The 19878-nt window shown below is 49.3% G+C and carries 16 protein-coding genes; 9 read left to right on the forward strand and 7 right to left on the reverse strand.

Features of this window, described 5'->3' with window-relative positions; all coding sequences use genetic code 11:
* Positions 1–5: 5 nt before the first annotated feature.
* Both ygfK and mocA read right to left on the reverse strand, forming a co-directional pair.
* On the reverse strand, positions 6–3122 hold the full coding sequence (gene ygfK / locus L4D79_RS16540) for a putative selenate reductase subunit YgfK (protein WP_428652675.1): 3117 nt from the start codon (positions 3120–3122) through the stop codon (positions 6–8).
* A gap of 466 nt (positions 3123–3588) precedes the next feature.
* Positions 3589–4182, reverse strand: coding sequence for a molybdenum cofactor cytidylyltransferase (mocA, locus tag L4D79_RS16545; protein WP_428652676.1), 594 nt, complete (start codon positions 4180–4182; stop codon positions 3589–3591).
* Between the two features lie 36 nt (positions 4183–4218).
* On the opposite strand from mocA, the gene yqeC reads away from it, so the two are divergent.
* The 4 genes from yqeC (at position 4219) to L4D79_RS16565 (ending at position 8010) form a co-directional block, all read left to right on the forward strand.
* Positions 4219–5136 (forward strand): selenium cofactor biosynthesis protein YqeC, encoded by a 918-nt coding sequence (gene yqeC / locus L4D79_RS16550; RefSeq protein WP_428652677.1) that lies wholly within the window; start codon positions 4219–4221, stop codon positions 5134–5136.
* A complete protein-coding gene (gene yqeB, locus L4D79_RS16555) occupies positions 5120–6772 on the forward strand; it encodes a selenium-dependent molybdenum cofactor biosynthesis protein YqeB (RefSeq protein WP_428652678.1) in 1653 nt (550 codons plus the stop codon). The genes yqeC and yqeB overlap by 17 nt, the downstream gene beginning before the upstream one ends.
* 161 nt (positions 6773–6933) lie before the next feature.
* A complete protein-coding gene (locus tag L4D79_RS16560; protein WP_428652679.1) occupies positions 6934–7380 on the forward strand; it encodes a MauE/DoxX family redox-associated membrane protein in 447 nt (148 codons plus the stop codon).
* A 51-nt stretch (positions 7381–7431) separates the two neighbouring features.
* On the forward strand, positions 7432–8010 hold the full coding sequence (locus L4D79_RS16565) for a rhodanese-like domain-containing protein (protein ID WP_428652680.1): 579 nt from the start codon (positions 7432–7434) through the stop codon (positions 8008–8010).
* A 112-nt stretch (positions 8011–8122) separates the two neighbouring features.
* On the opposite strand, the gene L4D79_RS16570 is transcribed toward L4D79_RS16565, so the two are convergent.
* The gene (locus L4D79_RS16570; protein WP_428652681.1) at positions 8123–9496 is read right to left on the reverse strand and encodes an 8-oxoguanine deaminase; all 1374 of its coding nucleotides are present in this window, start codon (positions 9494–9496) and stop codon (positions 8123–8125) included.
* Between the two features lie 560 nt (positions 9497–10056).
* Here L4D79_RS16570 and L4D79_RS16575 point away from each other — a divergent pair.
* The 4 genes from L4D79_RS16575 (at position 10057) to L4D79_RS16590 (ending at position 15825) form a co-directional block, all read left to right on the forward strand.
* Positions 10057–13311 carry a molybdopterin cofactor-binding domain-containing protein gene (locus tag L4D79_RS16575; RefSeq protein ID WP_428652682.1) on the forward strand — a complete coding sequence of 1085 codons (3255 nt, stop codon included), beginning with the start codon at positions 10057–10059 and terminating at the stop codon, positions 13309–13311.
* Positions 13308–13796 carry a (2Fe-2S)-binding protein gene (locus L4D79_RS16580; protein WP_428652683.1) on the forward strand — a complete coding sequence of 163 codons (489 nt, stop codon included), beginning with the start codon at positions 13308–13310 and terminating at the stop codon, positions 13794–13796. The genes L4D79_RS16575 and L4D79_RS16580 overlap by 4 nt, the downstream gene beginning before the upstream one ends.
* 71 nt (positions 13797–13867) lie before the next feature.
* A complete protein-coding gene (locus L4D79_RS16585) occupies positions 13868–15268 on the forward strand; it encodes a nucleobase:cation symporter-2 family protein (RefSeq protein ID WP_428652684.1) in 1401 nt (466 codons plus the stop codon).
* Between the two features lie 251 nt (positions 15269–15519).
* Positions 15520–15825, forward strand: coding sequence for a hypothetical protein (locus L4D79_RS16590; protein WP_428652685.1), 306 nt, complete (start codon positions 15520–15522; stop codon positions 15823–15825).
* On the opposite strand, the gene L4D79_RS16595 is transcribed toward L4D79_RS16590, so the two are convergent.
* Together L4D79_RS16595 and L4D79_RS16600 are read right to left on the reverse strand one after the other, a co-directional pair.
* Complete coding sequence (locus L4D79_RS16595) at positions 15790–16482, reverse strand: DUF3157 family protein (RefSeq protein WP_428652686.1); 693 nt, start codon at positions 16480–16482, stop codon at positions 15790–15792. The two genes, L4D79_RS16590 and L4D79_RS16595, sit on opposite strands and share 36 nt — an antisense overlap.
* Before the next feature lie 41 nt (positions 16483–16523).
* Complete coding sequence (locus L4D79_RS16600) at positions 16524–17120, reverse strand: MliC family protein (protein ID WP_428652687.1); 597 nt, start codon at positions 17118–17120, stop codon at positions 16524–16526.
* A 233-nt stretch (positions 17121–17353) separates the two neighbouring features.
* Between L4D79_RS16600 and L4D79_RS16605 the strand changes: the two genes are divergently transcribed.
* Positions 17354–17935 carry a cytochrome b gene (locus L4D79_RS16605; protein WP_428652688.1) on the forward strand — a complete coding sequence of 194 codons (582 nt, stop codon included), beginning with the start codon at positions 17354–17356 and terminating at the stop codon, positions 17933–17935.
* Between the two features lie 69 nt (positions 17936–18004).
* On the opposite strand, the gene L4D79_RS16610 is transcribed toward L4D79_RS16605, so the two are convergent.
* The gene (locus L4D79_RS16610; RefSeq protein WP_428653063.1) at positions 18005–18976 is read right to left on the reverse strand and encodes a nickel/cobalt transporter; all 972 of its coding nucleotides are present in this window, start codon (positions 18974–18976) and stop codon (positions 18005–18007) included.
* Positions 18977–19080: 104 nt separating this feature from the next.
* Entirely contained in the window at positions 19081–19791 is a 711-nt protein-coding gene (locus L4D79_RS16615) for a DUF1007 family protein (protein WP_428652689.1), read from the reverse strand.
* Between the last annotated feature and the right edge of the window lie 87 nt (positions 19792–19878).

Raw genomic sequence — 19878 nt, forward strand, 5'->3', positions numbered from 1 at the left:
CCTCACTAAACATCTACTTTGCCAAGCAGGTAGCTGTGGTTGGCCATGACATAATTGATAATCGTGGCTTCATCAGCTAGCGATTCTGGCATGTCCACATTGCCCTGCTCATTAATACGGAAGGAATAAATCTCGCTGTGACTGCGAACCAACACTTCCTCACCATCGACGAAGAATCCGGCATTGGTGCTGTTGGTAAAGTCTTCACGCAGGTTGAATAGCGTGAACTTGTCCTTGTACGGTTTGCTATCCCATGGGCAGAACTGGGCACAGTTACCACATTCATTACAGTACGCATCAAGGTGTAATGTCTGGAACTGGTCACGGAAGCCTGGAATTGGCAGTGAAATATTGGCGCGGTTCGGACAAACATCGACACACTTGCTACAAATGTACGAACATTCCAAACAACGTTTTGCTTCTTGCTCGATGAATTCCTCACGGTCCGCTTCTTCCAGCTGGTTTGCCGCAATCAACTTGACCTGGATATCACCTTTACGGGCGTATACCGCTTCAACCTGAACATCAGATTTCGCTTCAAGTTGTTCATCAGCTTGGGCTTCACGAGCCAAAATTGCCGTTGCCGCTTTACGGCCGCCGGAGATTGCCGACACAATTGATGATGGGCCAGTATGGGCATCGCCCATCAAGAACACATTCTCAACCGCTGTCTCACAGCTTTCTCTGTCCACAACCGGCCAGCCGTCTTCGCCCATCGGGATACCCATGCGAGAAAGTACCGCACAGTTTGATTGCTCACCTACCGCGGTGATCAAGGCATCCACCTGAAGCTCAACTGTCATGTCTGTCGCCACTGGACGGCGACGTCCTTTCTCATCTGGCTCACCAAGTTCCATCACACGTGCAGTCAATTTACCATTGGCCTCAAACTGCTCAGGGTTGGTCAAGAACATGAACTGTACGCCATCTTCCACGGCTTCTTCATATTCTTCTTTGTAGGCAGGCATTTCAGCGATAGTACGACGATAAAGAATCGTCACCTTCTCAACACCCGGTACTTTCAGTGCGGCACGGGCACTGTCCATTGCGGTGTTACCGGCACCAACAACGGCCACATGTTTGCCTAACTGCTGCAATTCGCCATCATTGAAGCTGCGTAGGAATTCCAACGACTTGTAAATATTGGTGTTACCACCCGCCAGTGAAATTGGGTTGCCCTTATCAGCACCTATCCCCAAACAGACATATTTGAAACCACTTTGCTTCAGTACATCCACGGTCAGATCTGGGTTACAGCCGTATTCAATGTTGACGCCGTGATCTTTCACAAACTGGATATCATGCTCTATCGCTTCGGCAGGAATACGGAACTGAGGGATAATGTTTTTCACCACCCCACCGGCGTTTTTCTCTTTCTCAAATACGGTGACAGGATGGCCAGCACGCGCCATGAAGTAAGCCGCAGAAAGACCAGCAGGACCGGCACCAATCACCGCAACTGGGTGCTTGGCAGTGTCTAGGCTTGGCTCGTGCCATTTCGCCTTGTACTCATCCCAACCTTTGGACAGTGCGATTTTCTTCATCTCACGGATATTCAGCGCACCTTCGTAATCACGACGGGTACAGTTGTACTGGCACTGGTGATCACAGATATGGCCGGTGATAGAAGGCAGGGCATTACGGGCGTAAATAACTTCTAGCGCTTCGGTGTACTTATGCTCGCCCATTAAACGGATATATTCAGGAATATCCTGGCTGATAGGACACGCGGTAACACAAGGTGCAACATAACAGTCAGTCAGCGGTACCGCTTTCTTGACACTGATTTCTTCAGGACCACGCCACTCTTTCTGGACGTAATCAGCATCGAGTGATTTCACCGCTAGCGCTTCAAGCTTGACCAAGTCCACCTTGCCCATGCCCCACTCGTCACTGCCTTCCAGCTCTTTGGCACAGTCAGACAGGCGAAGATAACCACCCGGCTTGAGCAGGTCGGTTGCCATCGTAATAGGACGGATCCCCGCTTCGAAGATCTCGCGGATATTGAATTTGCTCGCACCGCCCGAGTAAGAAATCGGCAGTGTACCGTTGAACTCACGGGAGAGTTCTAGCGCTACATTGATAGATAGCGGGAACAAGGCACGGCCAGACATGTACATTTCTTTGTCAGGCAGGCGGCCTTTCTTATTGAGGGTACCTAGGGTGTTTGTTAGCTTGACGCCAAAGCCGATCCCTTTCTCCTTGCCAAGATCGACCAAGCGGTGGAGCATGGCTTTAGCATCTTCTATCTGTAGATCGTGGCTGAAAGACTCTTCGCTCAATGCGACATAGTCAAAGCCAGCGTTATCAAGGATGCCACGTACACGCTCAAAGCCCAATAACGTCGGATTCAGTTTAACAAACGTATTGATGCCCTTTTCTTCAATCATATAGCGACAAATCGCTTCAATTTCATGAGGAGGACAACCGTGCATGGTTGAAAGGGTAACACCGCGGGTTAGCTGAGCAGGAATGTCATCGGTCATCGCATTCAAACGATCGAGTCTTTCTTCCAGCTTATACTCACGAATAAACTCAGGATCTTGGATGAAGGCTTTCAGCTCGCTGATATAGGCGTCGAAACTTGGGTGCTCGCTGGAATCCAGCATATCGTGGATATATTTTTGCATCGGTGGTGTCTGGATCCCAGACAGGTCATAACCAACACTCATATTGAAGATAAATGACTTGGTCTCACCATCGGTTCTCGGTGCAAACACTTCTTCCAGCAAGTGCAGGGCAATCCACGCCTTTAGATACTCATCATAGGCTTTGATCAACGTAAATTCTGTTGACCATTCGGTGTTGAAACACTCATCTTCGGCATCAATACATGGCTTGGCAATTTCCAATTGGTCGAGCTTCTGGACTGTTTTCAGTTCCATGAAGCGGCCACCAGCCAGCCATGATGTAATGATATTCTGGGCAAGTTGGGTATGTGGTCCAGCCGCTGGACCGACAGGGGTTTCACAGTACTCTCCCCATACCGACAAAGACGAGTCGATCGCTTTACGATAGAACTGCTTTTCTGGAATACCAAAGATAGACTTGCTTTGCTTGTATTCGCTAAACATTCGGTTAAGTAGCTCACCGAACGGGACGGGGCGCATGATATCTCCCATGATGGATCTCCTTGATGCTATTCTTGTTCTTCTTGGCACATTTATTTGCGCAATGTGTTGGCATTTACGCAATGTGTAGGGCTAAAAATGTGTAAATACGTTATTGGCTATGGAGCAACTACTGCGCCAAACTTTTCTACCCCACCCAAACAGGCGATTTTATTAATGAATTTCGTGAGCAAAGTCGAAAGTTAGCTGCATTTTGTGACGGGTAACCAACAAATTAATTTAATTAAATAAATAAAACATCAAGGATTAATTCCTCACAAATGAGGATGATTATTGATTAGAATAATTTTTCTATCATATTAATAAAAAGCTATCAGTTTGATATCAACTAAAGTGATAGATATTAAGTGCCATGAGAAAATAAACATCTCAATAAAATAAAAACACAATGTGATATAAATTCACATACCATATCAGATTGATAATACCCCCTCTCTCAGCTATCAAGTTGATAGCACTAGTGTGACACTGCACACAATTCATCATATGCTTGTGGCGTATCGACATCTAAATATATTTCGTCGCAATGAATCCCTAAATATTTAACAGGGTAACGAAATATAATCCTCTTCATCGATGAATTGATATCGGCATTGATAACCATGTTTTTTAACCGACTCGGAATCAATACCGGGTGGCCGGGGCGTACTGAGGTACCGGGAAATACCGTGCATCCCCCTCTGTTAAACCACACTTCTTGGAATATATGCGGCGGGACACAGGGCATATCACCATGAGTAATAAAGAAATACTCACTGTTTACATGCTTTACTCCCTGCTGAATAGAACTGAACATACCGGCTTGATAATCTTCGTTAACCACAATTTTCACTCGTGGATCATATCTATACTTTTCAATAAGTTCCGCACCACGGTATCCCACAACCAAAATAACGCGACGACAAAACGAGAGCGCATTTTCGATACTTGCATCAAGGATTGTGTACTGCTGGTAAGGTAGCATGAGCTTCCAGTCCCCCATCCTAGATGATAAGCCCGCTGCTGGCATAACGCAGTCTAAACGTTCGGGACGTATTGATTTATCAATCACTTAACCTACTCCTTTACTGAAATTCATGGCGGTCGTATGGCATGTAGCACACAGACACGATTAATAGAGCAAACTCCAGACCAATTTATCTTATCGGAGTTATATCAATGCCATTTGGCCGCCCAAACAAGCCCATTATTTATTACCCTCGTCGGTGGAGGAGGAAAGACATCAGCCGCGTTCTGGTTGGCCAAGATTTTCAAACAATGGGGACATTCCGTTTGCCTAACAACCACCACTAAAATGTATTTACCCGATGCTCATCAAACGGATTATATTCTCCCTTTTGATGCCATGTACTGCAATGAAAAAGAAAATGGAAAAACAATAAAAACCCGTAATAGTTCTTTAGCACAAGACGATTTTTGTTTTTCTGATCCAGCTATCACTTTTTGCTACAAGTCTTTATTTACCGACTTATTAAAAACTGATCGGTTAAAGGTATCAGGGCTATCTGAAAAAGAGATTAATAAGCTTAAAAATGACTTCCCCTTCACAGTTTTTATTATTGAAGGCGATGGTTCGCGTTCATTACCAATAAAAGCCCCTCACGGGCATGAGCCTTGCATTCCAAGTAACTCGGATATGGTGATTGGTGTCACCGGTGCAGAGGCAATTAACCGTAAGGCGGTTCCTGAGCATATACATCGTTGGCAGGCTTTCTCAGCCCTTACCCAATGCCAATCAGGTGATGTGATTGACGCCCAAGTTTTGCAACCTCTAATTTCTCATCCTTTGGGACTGTTTAAATCAACCCCAAAAACGGCAAAACAGATCTGGCTGATAAACAAAATGGATAAGGCGAATAATGCCCAAGTAATAAGCCAGATTGCAGAAGAGGTGTTGGACAACAGCCCGCAACTCGACACTGTTTGGCTAGCAGAAATGCAAGCGGAAACACCAATCAAAAAAGTAATTTTGAAGGAACAAGTAGCCTATGCCACTGAAACGTAGCAGCTACCTGACTTCGTCAGTACAGAGGTCATTGAACATGAACATCTTTGCCAAGGCAGCCCAATTAGAACAAGAAAACATTCCATTCGCTCTTGCCAACATTATTGAAACTCGTGGCTCCGCGCCGCGCCATTCAGGCCAAATGATCGTCAAGGGCGACGGCTCGATCATCGGTACCGTTGGCGGCGGTATGATTGAACGCTATGTGATCGAGCAAGCCTTGGAAGCACTACGTGAAAGAAAGCCCCGTGTCGTCAAAGGGCGCATGACCCGCAATGGCCCAGATGCCATGGGAATGGATTGCGGTGGCGCAATGACCGTGTTTGTCGATGTCTACGGCCTGCGTCCCAGCTTGCTGCTTATCGGTGCCGGGCACGTCAACCGTGCCGTCGCCCAAGCCGCCCACGTACTGGGCTTTGATATTTCTGTCGCCGACGCCTATGCCGACAGTCTTGCCGAAGAGCATTTCCCCGTTGGTACCAAGCGCGTACTGGGCGATACCATGGAAGAAGCTATCGAGAAGCTGGATATCAATAAGAGCAGCTATGTCATTATTGCCACTAATCACCAAGATCAAGATGCTATCTCCAAGGTGGTGGACTGCGAGACCCGTTATACCGGCCTAATGGCCAGCCGCCGTAAGGTTCAGACGCTATTTACCCACTTGCGCCAAAGCGGTGTGGATGAAACCCGGATCGCCAATATCCACTCCCCTATTGGGTTCAACATCGGCGCCGAAACCCCAGAAGAAATCGCCATCAGCATCATGGCTGAAGTTCTCAAGGTGAAACATGAATCCGCTGGCGGCCAACTGAAAGACGATACCCGACTTAACCGCAACAAGCTGGTACTGCTCCGCGGGGCCGGTGACATTGCAACGGGTGTCGCTGTCCGATTATTCAACGCCGGATTCAAAGTGGTGATGACTGACATCGCCAAGCCAACCATGATCCGCTGCAGCGTGTCTTTTGGCCAATGCCTGTATGGTGAACCTGTGCAAGTTGAAGGGATCACCGCCTGTAAAGCCAATAACAAAGACGAGGTATTCGCCATCATCGACCGCAACCAAATTCCGGTCGTGGTTGATGAAGACTGCAGCTCGGCTGACACTCTCAAGCCTACCTTCTTGGTCGATGCCATCCTCGCCAAACATAACGTCGGAACCCAAAAAGACATGGCTCCTATCACCATTGCCCTTGGCCCGGGTTTTACCGCTGGCAAAGACTGTGATGCGGTGATTGAAACTAACCGCGGCCATCATTTGGGCCGGGTAATTTATCAAGGTTCGACCCAGCCAAATACCGGCGTTCCCGGCAATATCGCCGGCTACACCCATCAACGAGTACTGCGCGCCCCATGCGCTGGAGTCATGCATAACCATGTCAAACTCGGTGATCTCGTTGAAGAAGGTGATGTCATTGCCCATATCGGCGACAGCCCGGTTGTCGCTCCTCTGGGCGGTATGGTACGCGGGCTATTGAACAACGGTCTGACCGTTCGCGAGGGCTTTAAGATTGGGGATATCGACCCTCGAGGCCCAGAAGCGGATTACACCACCGTATCCGATAAGGCACGGGCCATTGCCGGCAGTGTATTGGAAGCCATGTTACATCTGGAGCAAAGCAGAATGAGTTAAGCGCTACCCTCAAGTAACTGCAAGGTATGTTTTTAGTACGGATTACTTAGGGCCACTTGCAGTCAGGCTTGATGGACTCAGGCCTGACATTTTTACCCAGCCCTACCTTGGCTTTCAACCCGATACCGGTGCTGGGTTATACGACAGGAAGAGATCTAATTATGAAAACGACAGGCTATTTCCATCACTTTGTCACCTCCTTTGTGTTGATGTGCGCTGCAGCACTAACGGTAAAAGGCTTTTTCTTACCTGAACATACCGGGTTATTACTAAGCGACACCGGTATCGTGCCTGCAATGTACGTCGAACCCATCGCTTTTGCCATTCCCCTTGCTCTTGGCATCAGTGCGCTTACTGCCTATTTGGGCATTACCACAATACTCCCTGTCGTTGCTGGCTTTGGCTTGCATATCGCCCTATCAGGGCTCGCTTTATACCAAGGTTTGCACTTTGATTGCGGCTGCTACCTACCGGGTACAGTGCAATCAGATGTCTACAGCACCCTTGAGCCCCAATTTATCATCATGCTGCTAGTACTTCTCGTTTCAGCAGCACTTTATTACTTCAACAACTTAACTACCCATCGCCCTGTTACACCGGCGGTATAACTCGGTTAGGCATATAACTGGGTGAAAGTAGTCTTTTATAAGGATACGATCATGATTAAGGACAAGACTTCTCTGCACACTTTTTCTTTCCGGCGACCGGGCCGCAGCTTTTGGCTCAACCTGTTCATTCTCGCCAGTGCATTGTTAGTCCTTCCATTTAGCGCCAATGCTGCGCTGTTTGGTGGCAAGTTCAAAGCAGAAGTAGAAACCGAGCAGGTTGCTATCAAGCTCCATAACGATACGCTTGCCGGTGGCTATCAGCTTATTGATACCAACGGGCTAAAAGGACTTATTGAGCAAGATACCGACGTCATGATCGTCGATGCCATGCCTTTCAAAGACAGCTACAAGAAAGAGCATATTCCTAGTGCCAAACAGTTCGAGTTCCCGATCCCGGATATGCCCGACTGGGATCCCGCATTGACTGACCAACGGACTATCGAGGAATTTACCCAGCTATTAGGCGAAGATAAGGGCAAAACCTTGGTGTTCTACTGTGGTTTTGTTAAGTGTGGCCGCAGCCATAATGCCGCGGCATGGGCCGTGAAACTCGGTTATACCAATGTCTACCGTTACCCAGGCGGCATCTTTGCCTGGAAAGGCGCAGGGTTTGACACCTCATCGCTGTAGCTTTTACTCTGCATTAACAACATAAAAAGGCGGTATCTTCACCCCGAAGATACCGCCTTTCTTTTTCCATCTTTTCCTGATCTAACCTTCTCTATTCAGCGCCAAAGAGCAACTAGTTCGCTTTCATGGCTAACCGTTTAGCAGCCGCTTGGTGCCTAGCCATCAAGTCAGCAAGATCCACACCTTGCACCCTGCCGTCTAACACCCGCCACTGGCCAGCTACCATAACCTTATCAGCCTGCTGGGCACCACAGAGTAGTAACGCAGCCAGTGGATCATGGCTACCAGAGAAACGTATATCATCGAGCTTGAACATCGCGATGTCCGCCTGCATGCCTGCTTCCAGCTTGCCGATGTCATTGCGCCCCATCGCCGCTGCCGAGCCCGATGTTGCCCAGCGCAGGGCATCAAAATGGGTCACGTCAGCAGAGCCATAGCGCAAGCGCTGCAAATACATCGCCATTCGCACCTCGGCAATCATGTTCGAGCCATCATTGGAGGCCGAACCATCGACACCAAGCCCCACTTTGGCCCCGGCCGCTTCAAGTTCTTTGTTACGGCAGATCCCGGATGCCAGCATCATATTCGAGGTTGGGCAATGGCATATCCCGACTTGCGCCTGTCCTAACCGACGCACTTCCTCATCATTGAAGTGAATACCATGAGCCAGCCACGTTCGCTCATGTAGCCAGCCGACCTCTTCTAAATAATCCACCGGACGGAAGCCAAATTGCTCAAGGCAGAATTGCTCTTCGTCTTTGGTTTCGCAGAGGTGTGTATGCAACATAACGTCATGCTGTTTCGCTATCCGCGCCGTCTCTTTCATCAGCTCGGTAGTGACCGAGAAAGGCGAGCAAGGTGCCAGCGCAATTTGCACCATGGCGCCATCTTCCGCCTGATGATATTGCTGGATCAGGCGCAGGCTATCGTCAATGATCGCATCTTCATGCTGAATCGTATGCTGCGGCGGCAGACCGCCTTGCTCTTCCCCTAGACTCATCGAGCCACGGGTTAATATCGCTCGGATCCCAAGTTGCTTAGCTGCATCAACCTGAATATCAATCGCGTGCTCAAGCCCGTGGGGGAGCAAATAATGGTGGTCGGATGCTGTGGTACAGCCAGACATCATCATTTCGACCAGTGCCAACTCGGTCGCAACCTGCATCATCTCTTCATCAAGCCCAGCCCAGACGGGATAAAGGCTTTTAAGCCAATGGAACAGCTCTTTATTGAGTGCGCCGGGATAGGCACGGGTCAGGGTTTGGTAGAAGTGATGGTGAGCATTGATCAGCCCCGGCGTCACGACATGCTGACTGGCATCAACAGTGATATCTATCGGGACTGAAGGGGTGTTGCCGAGGGCAACAGTTTCGAGAATACGGTTGCCTTGAATAACGACACCGCCTTGGGCATTGTGGGCAGCGCGAACATCTTGCTGATTGGCTGTAAAAATAGCCAGAGGATTTTTAATCCACGTTGTTTCCATCCATAATTTTCCTTAGCCTTCGCAACCATTTCAGGGGAGAAGGGCTTTATTAGGGCTTCATCGCCCTAGCCATATTGAACACAAAAAACCGACTTAATATTACCGCTACCAATCGGACAAAGACGTTACCCAGCCCACGAAAACTAACCCAAGGCGCTGAAAACCCAGCATTATAAAATTCGCTCTCAGCAACAAGCAGACTCTCATTCCCATAGTGAGACTATCAAATTGATACTCTCAGCAAATAAATGAAAATAAGTCTTATTTATCAACGTGATGAGCCTTTCTTTTTTTTGATGCTCCTCTCAGTAAGCAACAAGGTGCTCACCAACACGACAAACTTTCTCCCTTGACTTCACATTTTTGCTCGCTATGTCAAACACACGCTGGGTTATGGCCTGATTAATGCCTCTATAGTTGGGTCGAAGTCGCTACGAAATAACGCTAACTCAGTATCAATTTCGCGTAATTTCCTAGTTTGCCATCCTCGATGCAGCAATTTTTTGCACATTGTTTGTCATTGGTAGATCGTCGTCGCCAATGTAAGAGGGAGTTGTTTAATGACGCGTTTCAATCATGTAGGCCAAAGCCTACCCCGCGTAGACGGCCAAGCCAAAGTTACCGGTACGGCCATATATGGAGATGATATTTCAATGCCCGGCATGCTGTATGGTGTGTGTCGCTATACCGATATTCCAGCGGGCAAAATTCTAGGCATAGACACATCTGAAGCTGACGCCATTGAAGGCGTAGTACGGATAGCCACTTTCAAAGATATCCCCGGAGACCCTTCAACAGGGGTTATTATTCGTGATTACCACCCTATCTGTAACGAACAGGTTCGCTACAGTGGTGATGTTGTTGCGATTGTCGCCGCAGAAAGTTACGAAGCGGCCTGTTTGGCAGCCGATAAGATCAAAGTCGATTACCAACCATTTACCCCCATAGGCACCGTGCACGATGCTCTTGCCGATGGTGCACGCCTGATCCACCCCGAAAGCGGCTCAAATGTGGTCAACCGCCACCACACCGAAAAAGGCGATGCCGAACACGCCATTGACGGTGCCGACATTGTCCTCGAGCACACTTATCAAGTCGGTTTCCAGGAGCATGGCTATATCGAGCCTGAATCGCTAACGGCCTACATCGACCCGACTTCCCGTGATCTGGTGATCACCGGTTCGATCCAGAACCCCCACCGGGTTAGAGGTTTTGTTGCCAGCTTTATGGATATCGACCAAGCCAAGGTCAATATCAAGCGGGCAGTCATGGGCGGCTCTTTTGGTGGTAAGGATGATGGTATTGATCATCTGGCCTGCCGTGCCGCCCTGATCGCGTCACTAACCGGACGCCCGGTGAAATTCTCGTACACCCGCGAGCAATCAATCATCGAAAGCACCAAGCGCCACCCTTATCACATGCATTACAAAGTCGGGGTCAGTAAAGACGGTAAAATCCAAGGTCTGAAGGTCGATATTCTGGCCGATGCCGGTGCTTATGCGGCCTGTACCCCCTTTGTAACCTGGCGCTCGGTGGTCCAAGCCGCTGGGCCATATGACATCGAGAATGTCCGAGTCGACATCAAGGGCGTATATACCAACAACAGCATGTCAGGTGCTATGCGGGGGTTTGGCTCACCACAGATTATCTTTGCCAACGAATCTCTGATGGATGAAATAGCCCTAGCTTGCCAACTTGACCCGGTACAGGTCAGAGAGCGTAATGCCCTACGTCAGGGTGGGCGTAGCATTACCAACCAAGTATTTGATAACCACAATGTGTCGGCGATAGAAGTACTCGACAAGGCCGTTCAGCGCAGTGAGTTCCAAGCCAAGCGCGATCACTATGCTGCCCTCAATGCCAAGAAAGGACACATCAAATACGGTATCGGCATGGCGCTCAGCTACCGGGGTTGCTCGATGGGCGCCGAAGGGGTCGACACCTCAAGTGCGTTGGTCACTGTGAACAGTGACGGTAGCGTCAATGTTTCGACCGGTGTTTGCGAAAACGGCCAAGGCTTACAAACCACCATGGCGACCATTGCTGCTGAAGTCCTTGGCTTGTCAGTAGACAAAGTCACCTTTGTTGAGCCCCCAACTTCGCTCATTGCCGACGGCGGGCCAACCGTGGCATCACGTGCAACCGTAACGGGCGGTAATGCCGTTAAAGACGGTGCTGAACAAATCAAACAGCGCATTTTCGGGGTTATCAAAGATCAGCTATGTGTCACCAGTATTGATGACACTCTTTGGGCTGATGGCGCTATCTGCAACCGCCATGCACGGGATAAATCGGTCAGCTTTGCCGAGGCGGCCAATGCAACCAAATGGGCAGGGGTTAACCTTGCAGCCTATGGTTGGTTTGACCAACCGGCGATCCATTGGGATGAAGAGAAAGGAACAGGTTCTCCTTACTTCACTTGGGTTTATGGCTGTCAAATCGTAGACCTAAAAGTAGATACCAGTACGGGTAAAATCGACCTACTTGATATTACTGCTGTTCACGATGTGGGTCAGGTGATCAACCAAATAGGCTATGAAGGCCAGGTGGCCGGTGGTATTGCCCAAGGCGTTGGCCTAGGCATGCTTGAGGACTACAACATCGAGCACGGTCAGGTGAAATCGGAAAACCTTGATAGTTACCTGCTCCCTACCATCAAAGACATTCCTTCATTATCGATCCAAGCAGTGGAAAATGAAGACAATGGTGGGCCCTTCGGTGCCAAGAGTATCGGTGAACCTGCAGCCGAACTGGCCGCTGCGGCAATTACCAATGCCGTCGCCTTTGCAACCGGCGAGCGCCACCGTCAACTACCACTCACCCTCGAACAGGTCGTCCTTGGCTATAACCTGAAGAAGCCCGCCCGCCAAAGTGAGCTGCTTCATGCTTCGGCCGAGAAAAAACAAACCCACCGTCTCAATAGCTTCACGGTTAAGAACCCTGAGTCACTAGCCTCGGCACTCGCCCTACTCGCTGACGGCAGTACCACGCCCTTGGCTGGCGGTACCGACGTGATAGTCCAAGGCCGATTGCAAAACGAACCTAGGACCTTGGTTAATATTGCTCCACTGCCTGAGCTGCGTGAAATTGAACGCGTTAAAGACGAATGGCATATCGGCGCTGGCGTTTGCTTTAATCGCGTTACCGAGCATCCGGAAATCAAGCAACACTATCCTTTGCTCACCCAAGCCTGCCACACCATTGGCTCGCACCAGATCCGCAACCGCGCAACGATTGGCGGTAATATTGTCAACGCAGCCCCTTGTGCCGACTCTGTCCCACCGCTGGTGATCTATGAAGCTAAGGTTGTGTTGCAAAGCAAAGACAGTACCCGGACGCTGCCAATCGGCGAGTTTATTACCGGCGGCTATCGCACAGAGCTAAAAGCCGGTGAATTACTGACTAAAGTCATCTTGCCAATACCAAGCCCGGCGAAACACAACCCATCAGGACGGGTACAACAATACCGCCAGCTTGGCAGGCGTAATGCGCTCAATATCACCCGACTTAGCCTGAGCTGTTTAATGGATCGTGACAACCAAGGCGTGATCACCACCTGCCGCTTGGTTGATGGTGCTCTGTTTAGCAAACCACAGCGCTTAACGCCGGTTGAGAGCATTTTGCTAGGCCAAACACTCAACACCGAGAACATAGAGCACGCCTGTAAAGTGCTTGAAGAGATGATCAACCAAGCTATCGGTGGTCGCTGGTCAGCCGCTTACAAGCAACCGGTCTACCTCAATATGTTCCGCGATCTCATGAACGATATTCGCTATCAGCAACCCCATCAGCCACTACAAGGAGAAGTGCAATGAGTCTGCTTGCTGAAAACCTGATCCCATTGTCACTCTCGGTCAACGGCCGTCAGTACCAATTGTCAGTCACAGGTAATACCCGCCTACTCGACTTGCTGCGGCAGGATCTCGGGCTAACCGGCACGAAAGAAGGATGCGCCGTTGGCGAGTGTGGTGCCTGCACCGTGGTAATGGACGGCGAGGCTGTTTGCTCATGCATGATTTTGGCGGCCCAATGCCAAAGCAGCCAAGTGGTTACCATCGAAGGGCTAAAAGAGGATCCACTCGCCCAACAACTACAGCAGTCCTTTATCAATCGCGGCGGGGTGCAATGTGGCTTTTGCACACCGGGCGTCCTGATGAGTACTTGGTCTTTGCTGAAGAAATACCACCGCCCCAGCCAACAGCAGGTGTTAGATGCCCTAGAGGGTAACCTGTGCCGCTGTACCGGCTATCAACCCATCCTGAATGCCATCAATGCTGTCATTGAAGACATCACCCCGTAAGTCTTTCTCCCCTGCTTCGCAGGGGAGCTTTTTTATCCAATATACATGTTGTTGTACATAAGGATTGAACAATGCAGTTACTCTATCAAATCAACGATAAGCCCCCCAAGGGGGTGACCTTTTTCCTAGCCCTCCAGCACATGCTGGCCTCTATCGGGGGAATTGTCGCCGTCCCGCTGATTGTCGGCGGGGCCATTGGGCTGCCTGAGCCTGATATCGTTACCCTGATCAGTGCTTCCCTGTTTGTTTCCGGCCTTGCCACCATCGTCCAGTGCCTCGGCTTTGGCCCGGTTGGAATAAGACTACCAGTGGTCATGGGTGCCAGTTTTGCCTTTCTAGGGGCACTGATAGCCATTGGCCAAACCGGCGGGATGTCGACGATTCTCGGGTCCGCCTTTGTCGGCTCGTTTTTTGTCATCATTGCCAGCTTTTACATGGATCAAATCCGCAAGCTCTTCCCCAACCTCGTCAGCGGTGTGGTGGTCACCCTTATCGGCCTGACAATTTTGCCCGTCGCGATGAATTGGATCGGTGATGCCCCGGCCGGCGATCCCAGCTTTGCCTCATTACCTAAAATATTCCTGGCCGCCGCATCTCTAGCCGTTGTGATCGGCGTATCAGTCTTTTGCAAAGGAGCCATCGCAGCCTCGGCTATCGTTATCGGCTTAGCGGCTGGTTATATCATGGCAGTGCCGCTTGGCATGGTTGACCTTACCCAGCTCTACGAAGCTAATTGGTTCGCCGCTCCCGAGCCGTTCAAATACGGTATGACCTTTTCGATACCCGCGATTATCAGTATGACCCTGGTCTACCTGGTGGTCGTCGCAGAAGCAACAGGCGACTTTATGGCACTGGGCAGTAACTGCCATGTCGAGGTATCAGGCAAAGATCTCAAGCGGGGCTTGTTGGGTGACGGACTGGGTAGTACTGTCGGAGCCATGTTCTCAGCCATGCCGGTCGCAAGCTTTAGCCAGAATGTCGGGATTGTGGGTATCAGCGGTGTCGCCAGTCGGTATGTGGTCGCACTCACTGGTTTGCTGTTGGTCGCAGGAGGGTTGTTTCCCAAGGTAGCGGCATTGGCCGTGACGGTCCCTAAACCGGTTCTTGGCGGAGTGGGTTTTGTGATGTTCGGGATGATCGCCTATGCCGGGATACGGATGTTGCTCAAAGCCGCTGATTCGCGCCGAAATGCACTGGTGGTGTGTGTTGGCTTGGCGTCAGGTATGGCGGTGACCCTTGAGCCGAACTTGCTACAACACTTTCCTGACTCGCTGAAAACCGTATTCCACTCGGGGATCACAACGGGTACTTTGGCTACTATCGTACTGAACCAATTACTGCCAAAAAGTAAGAAAAGTACTGAAAACGCCCAAGTCACTGCAAAAAGTATTTTGATTAAACCTGATAAACGCGCTGCCCGCTTAGTCGCAGCAAAAGCTCGCCGTGCCGAACAGCTTGCGGCATCCAAGTAATAATCAAATAAGCGTCGAAATCGCTTACTAACCACATGCTCTCAATAAGCTAGATATCCATCAAGTTTATTGAGAGCGGTTCCTGCTAAAGAATTAAGCTGGCTGCTTGGTAAACAGACAAGTGAAACCGGTTGAATGTTTTATCTTCTGAAAACTCCCTGTCATAAACCCCGACTACAATCCCCCCAGCTCAAATGGCGACAACATAGACTCAGCTTGGCTCCTTGACCGAAAAGTAGATAGATAAAAACATGGACATGAAAACTTCAGCGGCTCCCTTTGCCGATGCGCTAAAAGCGGCAATCACCACCATTTATCAAACATTTCCAAACTTGAGTTACCGGCCAAGACCGGACGACGTAAAGTTATTGGCAGCCTATATAAAGAGCCAAAGCAGTGACTATCCTAGCTATTTAGATACATTGCTTGAGGTTGAGAATACCCATATCGAAATGGCTTTGGTGAAATACCAAAATATGTACAAACCAATAAAACGTTCAATCAATAAGCCACTAAAAACCTCACCACCGCTCGACCGTTGTGATATCAGTTTCTAAAAAGTAATGTTCGAGCTTGGGGACCGAAAATGTCAGTATCTTACCTTCCCGTTCAGTGCCCGGCCGGAAGTAGGTTTCTGGCATTCGCTTAATGGAGGTCCAAACAACATGGTTGTCACGCTTGAGCACCTCGCCTTTGTCATTGCGCAGTATGGTCGCGACTTCAACCAAGATCACCGAATCTGTACCTTCATTTCTCAACGAAACCGGAATCGTTAATCTGCCCTCTTGATAACTGGCAGGTTGGGCGACCATAACGACTCCACTACGTTGGTATTCACCGACAACCCGACCAGTATTAGGCGCAACAAGTTCACCGCTAGCCAGCGAAGAAGTAGAAGCCACCGCTGATGCTCCCACGACCGCAGCTCCCCCCGCCGCAGTCGCACTGGTTGTGACCGCTTTACCCGCGGTAGTCCCCGTCGCGGTAGTCCCCGTCGCTGTAGGCGTCGTTGTTACTGCTTCACCTGTACTTGCCGGTTGCGTTTCACTCGCTTTGTCATCACCCACAAACTGCCAAGTGTTATCATCAAGCAGAATAACTTCCCGCCCATCAGGCAGTGTTGCTATCATCGATGCCGCTTGGACAAACTGAATAAACCCAAACAAAAGGCTAGCGATCGCTACCTTTATAAAAACTTGCCGAGCTAAGCGCATAACTCTGTCCCCTCAACGTTTCTCTTTATTGCCTTGCAGGTTTACTGCTTCAGTTGGCACTCGAACGTGTTATCGAACCACTTTATGGAAATTTCACCTTGGTGTTCACCATATTCCACATTTTGTCCGTAATATTTAATACCACTTGCCATCGGCTCAGCCAATGCAATCACTTGGTCATTGTTCCGCGTTAACACCAAACTTGCCGGATCCGTCTGATTATAAAAAACAGCGGTAAATGGTTGGCTGCTATCGCCGCAGTCGACTGAAACACTTTTTGGGACCTCAAGCTGGCCGCTGATAATTTGCAGTTCGACAATCCGGCTTTTATACGCAAAGTCTGTGCAGTCACGTATATCATTCGCTTTCCAACAGTCGTTACGCCCTTTTATCCAACCGCGCTGCATTGCCTTTTGCTCTTTTACATCACCGGCAGGAAGTTGGGCCATGGCCTTATCAAACACTTGCTGCATTTTCTGATCCAGTGCAGCCAGATGATTATCTTGGCATATCAGTGTTTCTACCGCCCCTTCTGCTTTTGTGCAATCAAAAGCAGGCTCAGTGGCGACAGCACCGGTGACCATCAAACAAGCAGCACCTTGTATCAGAGCTCGTTTACCCCATCGTGTTTTATTCAAATAACCTCCACATTGACCGCTAACTTCAATAAACGCCTACTATATTATTAACTCGCCAGCCCTAATGTGTTTTTTCATCTTTGAGCCTGGAACCTAAATAGTCTCAAGAAATATCATAATGACCGGTTCCTCAATAATTAACATTAATTATCACCAGTGCATCTTGTCGCAATTTCGCAAATCCATAGTATGAGCCGTGCTCAACATCAAACATCAATATGGATAAAAACACTATGGATAAAAATCACTTCAACCCTGTCAGTATATTCTTCCACTGGATAACGTTCTGCGTGGTTATCGCTATTTTCTTATCAGTAGAAATAGCCATTAGCTTTGAGCGAGGTTCGGCTACTCGCGATCTGTTTAGCCAGATTCACTTTTACTTCGGCGCTACACTTTTTGTACTCACACTTTTTCGCCTATTGGTAAGAGGATTCAAGCGCAAACCCGCCATTGACCCAGAACCGAGTCCAACTCAAGCTTGGCTGAGCCGGTTGGTTCATGTCGCCCTGTATGTGCTGATGTTGCTGATCCCTATCGCTGGTCTGGCTTTGTTGAACTCAACAGGCGGCCAATTGGTCATTTTGGGGCAAGAATTACCGGCTATTATCGATACAAACCGCGCACTGACCGCAACGATACGCGAGCGCCATGCATTGCTAGGCTTCAGCTTGTTGACCTTAATCGCGGTACATGCAGCGGCGGCGCTATTTCACCATTACGTCATCAAGGACAACACGCTTAACCGAATGATGCCAAAACCTAAAACGACATCGGCCCAACCAAAGGCTGGGCCGACAACAAATGAATCTTAAATAGAATAATAAAAACGTCACCTGGCTAGGCGACAGGCCTCACGAAAGTGGGGCCACTCCTAAGCCCCATCAACCCAGTAAGACTGGCGATAATCCCGAGCTCTGACTACTGGCAAGCAATAGCCCCATCAATACCAGAATAATGCCACCCAACAACTGTAAGCTGTATCCCGCCCATATCAAACCAGTCGGTGAATCTGATTTTCCTGGCTGCCTACTCCCTTGTTGCAAGTAGCGATGGACAATGCGCTTGCCGGACAACGTCAGCAGAGCCAACGCTGAGGTCGTCAAGGCTGTTCCCAGCGACATCACAAGCGCACTGACCACCCCCATCCAGTACAAGCCGACCATGTTGGAAAACAGCAACACCATGATTGCCCCGGTACATGGTCGCAGGCCAATACTCATGATCACACCAATGTACTCGCGCAAGCTCTTGGCATTATCCACGTCTTCCGGCTGGGCGATATGGCGATGTCCACAGCCACACTCAGTCGAATGATGGTGGTCATGGTCATGATCATGATCATGATGGTGACCAAAACTCACATGTTGGGATTTGACAACACTGCGTCGAAACCCCTTGAACGCGCGCCAGCAGATCATCGCTCCCAACACACTAACAAGGGCACTGCTAATGGTCATAAACTTCACAGCCTGTGAACTGACCTCTCGCATTGATGCATTGAAACCCCACAGCAGCACACTGACCAAAGCAACAGCCACCAATGCCTGACAGATCGCCGAAACGAATGTCAGCATCAAACTGGTCTTTACCTTGGTCGGCTGAGTAGCTAAGTAAGTCGTTACTATCACTTTACCGTGGCCAGGACCGAGGGCATGAAGTACGCCATATAGAAAGCTAAAGCCAGCCAAATAGCCACCAGATACCAATGGATTTTCTTTGGCATCATAGAGCAGATCTGCCAGCTGGTTATTCACTGCCCGCTGCCACTCGATACTCTTTAACACCATACTTGGCCAAGCCAACCATAGTTGATAGCACCCCATCAGCAGAACGACCATCAACAGCGATAGCATCAACCATTCTTTTTTGACTAAGGGCTCCCTTGCTGGCGAATTCGTGGCTTGCTGCGTCGTTTGGCGCTTCGCGTTGGCTGTCGACTCACATTGCTTATGCTGTGTCATTCGTTGGAGCCCTCATCATTTAGTCTTGTACTTTTATGATCAATCACTTGGCAGTGGAACCGTACAGATTGGGTGAAAAGCTGGCCAAGCGCATTGTCAGGGTCTGCATCTGCCGGCAGTGACATGGCATAGCTCATTTGCTCAGGGGTTGGGTTGGGCGCAATCATCTCAAGCTCGCAATAGTCAGCAAGATCACCGGATAAAATCACATCCCGTTTTGACAGCCAGGACATATCCACATAGTAACTTGGCTCAAAAATGAGTAGCTTGAGCGAGTCTTCGGTGACAGGCTTAGGCTTGGATAGGGGCAGCTCGAAAGTAAGTACCAACCTTGCCCTATCGCGGGTCAGTTTTCCGTAGCGTGCCAGCTGGTATTTAATTGGCTCTTCACCGTCATAAAAATACGTGAAGTAATGCTCGTACATCATATTATCAAGCACTGATGCCGTCACCTTGGTAAAGGTTTGTGCCTCCATTTCCGGAGAAGTGTCTTCACCATCCAGCATGTACGCCGATGTCATGGGATCAAACGACCATTCCATCCGAAAGCCAGTAATCAAGCCATCTTTGCCATCAACATACGTTTTCATTTCAATCCAAGAATGGGGATGCGCCATAGCAAAAAATGGGAATAAGAAAAAAAGTCCGGTGATCACACGTTTGATAACTGCATATGTCCGGTTGCTTGCCCTATTGCGGTAAAACATTAAAAACCTTGTGTCGCGAGTTGTCGTTAAGAACCATTAAAGTGTTATGTTATAACATATGAAAGTTAAGGTACCACTCTTTTTCCA

It is taken from the genome of Photobacterium satsumensis, from assembly GCF_050336935.1.
GTDB lineage: Bacteria > Pseudomonadota > Gammaproteobacteria > Enterobacterales > Vibrionaceae > Photobacterium > Photobacterium satsumensis.

Bases quoted from the DNA above. Each gene is read 5' to 3' on its own strand.
- ygfK (WP_428652675.1), bottom strand. From the start codon at position 3,122: ATGGGAGATATCATGCGCCCCGTCCCGTTCGGTGAGCTACTTAACCGA.
- yqeC (WP_428652677.1), top strand. From the start codon at position 4,219: ATGGCATGTAGCACACAGACACGATTAATAGAGCAAACTCCAGACCAA.
- yqeB (WP_428652678.1), top strand. From the start codon at position 5,120: ATGCCACTGAAACGTAGCAGCTACCTGACTTCGTCAGTACAGAGGTCA.
- L4D79_RS16560 (WP_428652679.1), top strand. From the start codon at position 6,934: ATGAAAACGACAGGCTATTTCCATCACTTTGTCACCTCCTTTGTGTTG.
- L4D79_RS16565 (WP_428652680.1), top strand. From the start codon at position 7,432: ATGATTAAGGACAAGACTTCTCTGCACACTTTTTCTTTCCGGCGACCG.
- L4D79_RS16570 (WP_428652681.1), bottom strand. From the start codon at position 9,496: ATGGAAACAACGTGGATTAAAAATCCTCTGGCTATTTTTACAGCCAAT.
- L4D79_RS16575 (WP_428652682.1), top strand. From the start codon at position 10,057: ATGACGCGTTTCAATCATGTAGGCCAAAGCCTACCCCGCGTAGACGGC.
- L4D79_RS16580 (WP_428652683.1), top strand. From the start codon at position 13,308: ATGAGTCTGCTTGCTGAAAACCTGATCCCATTGTCACTCTCGGTCAAC.
- L4D79_RS16585 (WP_428652684.1), top strand. From the start codon at position 13,868: ATGCAGTTACTCTATCAAATCAACGATAAGCCCCCCAAGGGGGTGACC.
- L4D79_RS16590 (WP_428652685.1), top strand. From the start codon at position 15,520: ATGGACATGAAAACTTCAGCGGCTCCCTTTGCCGATGCGCTAAAAGCG.
- L4D79_RS16595 (WP_428652686.1), bottom strand. From the start codon at position 16,482: ATGCGCTTAGCTCGGCAAGTTTTTATAAAGGTAGCGATCGCTAGCCTT.
- L4D79_RS16605 (WP_428652688.1), top strand. From the start codon at position 17,354: ATGGATAAAAATCACTTCAACCCTGTCAGTATATTCTTCCACTGGATA.
- L4D79_RS16610 (WP_428653063.1), bottom strand. From the start codon at position 18,976: ATGCTATCGCTGTTGATGGTCGTTCTGCTGATGGGGTGCTATCAACTA.
- L4D79_RS16615 (WP_428652689.1), bottom strand. From the start codon at position 19,791: ATGTTTTACCGCAATAGGGCAAGCAACCGGACATATGCAGTTATCAAA.